Below are 4382 nucleotides of genomic sequence, written 5' to 3' on the forward strand. Positions count from 1 at the left end.
GTGAATGTTATCAGCTTTATAGGTTAATATTACCTCTGCTTATTTCTCTTCAATATCTTATGAAGCAAAGGTATAGATGCAATACGACAGAACTCGTCGTGTTATATTCTGGTTTTATATAATAAAAATAATTCCGGCAATCCTGAGTTCATCAGGCAGAAACAAAGATAAGATTATAAAGCAAAAAAAACAATGATTTGTTTAAATTAAAGCAATTTTTCATTGCTTTAACCGATAGGATAGGATATTGAGGTTAATTGCTATCTACAATATGACATATAGGTTTTCTTCGGGTCTTGTTCGATACTTGTTCGGTAGTTGTTCGGAAAAAACATGCTTTTTCCGAACAACTACCGAAGCGTTCCCGAAGGACTACCGAAGAAAGGTGCAACATGCCCTGTCAAAACCCGCCAAAACCTGCCAAAACCGGTCACAGTTGGCAAAGGTAATTTTAAAGTAAAAATTCCGCAGTATATTTATCTTATTCAACACGAAGAATATTCCGGAAATTTAAAACCTGTTGATTCTAACCGTAAAATTTAGAGAAAAATGAAAGCTTATTTTAAATATTCCTGGTGGTTTATTTTAGATTCAGGAGATTAATAAACATAAAATCTATGTGATCCTCCCATAAGCTGTGTAAAAGAATTAAGGAAAAGTCAGATAATCAGTTTTTTTCATAAATGCATCCTGATCCTCTTCCACTCCTCCAGCTTCGTTTCAAAGGAAACCGTATGAAGCGGACTTGTTGACGGCAGTAAAAATACAGGGATTTCAGAATTTTTGCCTAAAATTTTCCGGGCATTCTTATATGATTTTCCGCCATTGCAGAAGATGGCCTGAATGTTCGGGTATTTTTCTAACAGTTCAGGGATCTGGTTGGCCTCTTCATTTTTAATTTCGGAATCGAGGCTTCCTTTCCGCTCACATGAATCGATGACGTCCCAAAGTGCAATATGGTGTTTTTTTAACATCCCGATCTTTTCCCCATAGTCTTCGGTAACATCTTCATTGAGCAGTTCAAAAATAATTTTCCAGAATGTGTTTTGCGGATGGCCATAGTATTGTTGTTTTTCCAATGATTTCACACCGGGAATCGAACCTAAAATTAAAATTTTAGAAGCGCTGTCAACAACAGGAGGAAAGGAAAAAATTCTATTTTGCATAGGGTAGATGATCTAAATTTACATAAATCTTTTAAATTATCAAAACAAAAAGCGGGCTAAAGCCCGCTTGTATTGACGTTTTAATAATAAATGTAACCTAAAAGCCACCTCATTAAAAATTCATTCAGAATTTTTAATACTCCTCCGGAGAAAGGGAATAGTTATAATGTTTCCTTCAGCCAGCCGAAGAATTCACGCTGCCATACCAGACCGTTCTGCGGATGCAGCACCCAGTGGTTTTCATTCGGGAAATAAACCAGTTTCGATTTTAATCCTTTTAGTTTTGCCGCCTGGAATGCTTCCTGTCCCTGCTCGTAAGGAACCCTGAAATCGATTCCGCCCTGAACAATCATGATCGGCTTGTTCCATTTATCCACAAAATTACTCGGGTTGAATTCGGTATACGCTTTCGGAAGCGGCTTTTCCCAGGGTGAACCCAGGTCCCAGTTGGCAAACCACAGCTCCTCCGTCGTTAAATACCAGGATTTCATATCAAATAACCCGTCGTGTGCAATAAAAGTTTTGAACCTGTTTTCATGGATTCCGGCCAGCATGAAGACGCTGTATCCTCCATAGCTTGCACCGACTGCCGCTACCCTTTCACCGTCAACGTATGGTAATGTTTTGGCGAAATCTGTGGCCGACAGGTAATCTTTCATCGGCTGTCCGCCCCAGTCCCTTGAAATTTCTTCATTCCATTTTGTTCCCCAGCCCGGCATTCCACGGCGGTTGGGTGCAACCACAATATACCCGTTGGCCGCCATCAGGGCAAAATTCCATCTGGTACTGAAAAACTGGGTCAGTGCAGACTGCGGTCCACCCTGGCAATAGACCAGCGTCGGATATTTTTTATTAGGATCGAAGTTCGGCGGATAGTGAAACCATACGCCCATTTCTTTTCCGTCTGAGGTTTTCACCATCTTAAGCTCAGATTTTCCCTGGGCCAGCTTGGCGTACATGTCTTTATTAGCTTCCGTAACCGCTTTTAATTCTCCGTTTTTAAGATTAACGGAAAATATTTCAGAAGCATGATTGATGTCTGTTTTTGAAACCAGCAGGCTGCTTTTCTGATCAGCAAAAATTTCGTTCACATCAAAGTCGCCTTTTGTAATCTGCTGAACCTTCGCTTTTTTAGGATCTAAAGAAAACAACTGTTTGGTCCCTCTGAATGCTGCCGTGAAATAGATCATTTTTGAATCTCCGCCCCAGAAAACATCTCCTGAAACGCTTTCGTCCCAACTGCCGGTAAGATTGGTCGTTTTCCCGGACTTCCAATCCATGATCTTAATGTCATTTTTATCTGCTTCATAACCGTCTCTTGCCATGCTCTGCCAAACCAGGGACTTGCCGTCCGGACTGAATTTCGGATTGACATCATATCCCTTATTGGATTCTGTGATGTTTTTTGTTGTTCCTGAAACCAAATCATAGGCAAAGATATCCGTATTTGTGCTGGTGGAATATGCTGCACCGCTTTTAGGTTTTGTGACGTACAGAAGCTGTGAAGAATCAGGGCTCCAGATAAAATCTTCCGCACCGCCGAAAGGCCTTTGAGGAGAATCCCAGGTCTTGCCTTCCAGCAGGTCTTTTGCAGCATCTGCCTTGTCAGAAGTACTGACTACAAAAATGTGGTTGTATTTTCCTTCGTTAAAATAATCCCAATGCCTGTGATTGAGGTCGGTATAAATCTGGGCCGTCGTTTTAGGGGTATCGGCATATTTGTCCTTTCCCATCAGGTTTTCCACCAAAACCTGTCTGCTGAAGGCAATTTTCTTCCCATCCGGCGCAATAACGATATTGTCTGCTTCACCGATGGTATAGAATTCAGTCCATGTTTTGCCGTTATCCTTGGAAAGGAAAATGTTGTCGCCTTCCTGGGCATATAAGCCGTTTTTATCCCATTGAATAAGGGATTTCTTGCCCAAATCTATTTTTACAGACTGGTTGTTGAAAATATTGAGAAAATAGTTCTCATTTTTTGTTTTTTCCGTTTTCAGATCGGTCTGTCCTACTTTGTAAATGAGTGAAGACTGATCCGGTGAAACGGCCTGCACTCCTACTTTTTTCAAAGTCCAGAGGATTTCAGGGGTCATAAGCTGTTGTGCATTCATTAAAAGCGGAGCTGCCATAGCCAGCAGGCTGTACTTAAATTTCATAGGTTGATATTCGTTAATTCTAAGTTCATCAAAGGTATATAAATGTGCTTAAACTTCAAATTTAATGATGGGTTTAACCGGACATTTTCATAAATTCGGACAAAATTAATCGAATACCATGAAAAAAATCTTCCCTCTTGTACTGAGTTTATCATCAATACTTTCTTTTTCACAAATTAATATGAGTCCGCAAGCCACTCATTATAATGATCCCTATCAAGTCACTGTTTCCGCTAACGGTACTATTTACTACACAACCGATGGAAATACTCCTACCTTAAGCTCAAATTCTGCAAGTAACAGTTTGCAAATATTGATCGACAGTAATAAAGAGATCAAAGCTTTTGTGGTCAATTCAGGCACAGCTTCATCCATTGTCAGTAGAAAATATTATACAGGAGCTCTTCCAACCGCAGATATTTATTTTAAAATGCCCTCAAACTGGGCAAACGGAAGCTGTACTATGGTAAATATGATTAATCCGAATGCTGTAAACGGATTTGCCATCGACACTATCTGGCCAGGGTTTCCTATGATCAATACAAGATGCAAAAACTGGTATCAATTGACCAGAAACTTTGAAAATGCTACATTAAGTTTTAATAATTGCTCACCGTTTCCAAATATTTTCGGAAGCATCAGCACCAATACCGTATCCATGGACAGTGTAATTTTTTACGATTTCACAAGTGGACCGATCAGCAATCCGCCTTCTTGCGTAAACTTGGGCACAAAAGAAGGAAAGGTTCCCCTTGTAACGTTAGTGAAAATTTATCCTAACCCTGTTTCAGAGGTTTTAAAAATTGATTCCGATAAAGATTTTAAAGAGTATGAGATTTTGGATGAAAGTGGGAAAATGGTTTCAAAAAACCGGGTACATTTAAAAGAGATTGCTATTCGTCATCTTGCCTCCGGAAACTATTTTATTAAGCTGAAAGATCCGCAAAACAATACGATAGTATTAAAGTTTATCAAAAAATAAAAGAAACCGTCTCACAACTGAGGCGGTTTTTTTGTATTTTATTGTAAGAATTTGTAAATTTATATTTGACATTCAGAC

General features: G+C 39.4%; 4 protein-coding genes. 2 read left to right on the forward strand and 2 right to left on the reverse strand.

Annotated elements, in window-relative coordinates:
- The first annotated feature begins 333 nt into the window (after positions 1-333).
- Positions 334-543, forward strand: coding sequence for a hypothetical protein (locus tag MKJ01_RS18630; RefSeq protein WP_241615755.1), 210 nt, complete (start codon positions 334-336; stop codon positions 541-543).
- Positions 544-677: 134 nt separating this feature from the next.
- Here the strand turns inward: MKJ01_RS18630 and MKJ01_RS18635 are convergent, their stop codons facing one another.
- Entirely contained in the window at positions 678-1166 is a 489-nt protein-coding gene (locus MKJ01_RS18635; RefSeq protein WP_241615754.1) for a DNA-deoxyinosine glycosylase, read from the reverse strand.
- 161 nt (positions 1167-1327) lie between these two features.
- Entirely contained in the window at positions 1328-3322 is a 1995-nt protein-coding gene (locus MKJ01_RS18640; RefSeq protein ID WP_241615753.1) for a S9 family peptidase, read from the reverse strand.
- Positions 3323-3440: 118 nt separating this feature from the next.
- On the opposite strand from MKJ01_RS18640, the gene MKJ01_RS18645 reads away from it, so the two are divergent.
- Complete coding sequence (locus MKJ01_RS18645; RefSeq protein WP_241615752.1) at positions 3441-4304, forward strand: chitobiase/beta-hexosaminidase C-terminal domain-containing protein; 864 nt, start codon at positions 3441-3443, stop codon at positions 4302-4304.
- The last annotated feature ends 78 nt before the right edge of the window (positions 4305-4382 follow it).

It is taken from the genome of Chryseobacterium sp. SSA4.19, assembly GCF_022601875.1.
In the GTDB taxonomy this organism is placed as follows: domain Bacteria; phylum Bacteroidota; class Bacteroidia; order Flavobacteriales; family Weeksellaceae; genus Chryseobacterium.

Bases quoted from the DNA above. Each gene is read 5' to 3' on its own strand.
- MKJ01_RS18630 (WP_241615755.1), top strand. From the start codon at position 334: ATGCTTTTTCCGAACAACTACCGAAGCGTTCCCGAAGGACTACCGAAG.
- MKJ01_RS18635 (WP_241615754.1), bottom strand. From the start codon at position 1,166: ATGCAAAATAGAATTTTTTCCTTTCCTCCTGTTGTTGACAGCGCTTCT.
- MKJ01_RS18640 (WP_241615753.1), bottom strand. From the start codon at position 3,322: ATGAAATTTAAGTACAGCCTGCTGGCTATGGCAGCTCCGCTTTTAATG.
- MKJ01_RS18645 (WP_241615752.1), top strand. From the start codon at position 3,441: ATGAAAAAAATCTTCCCTCTTGTACTGAGTTTATCATCAATACTTTCT.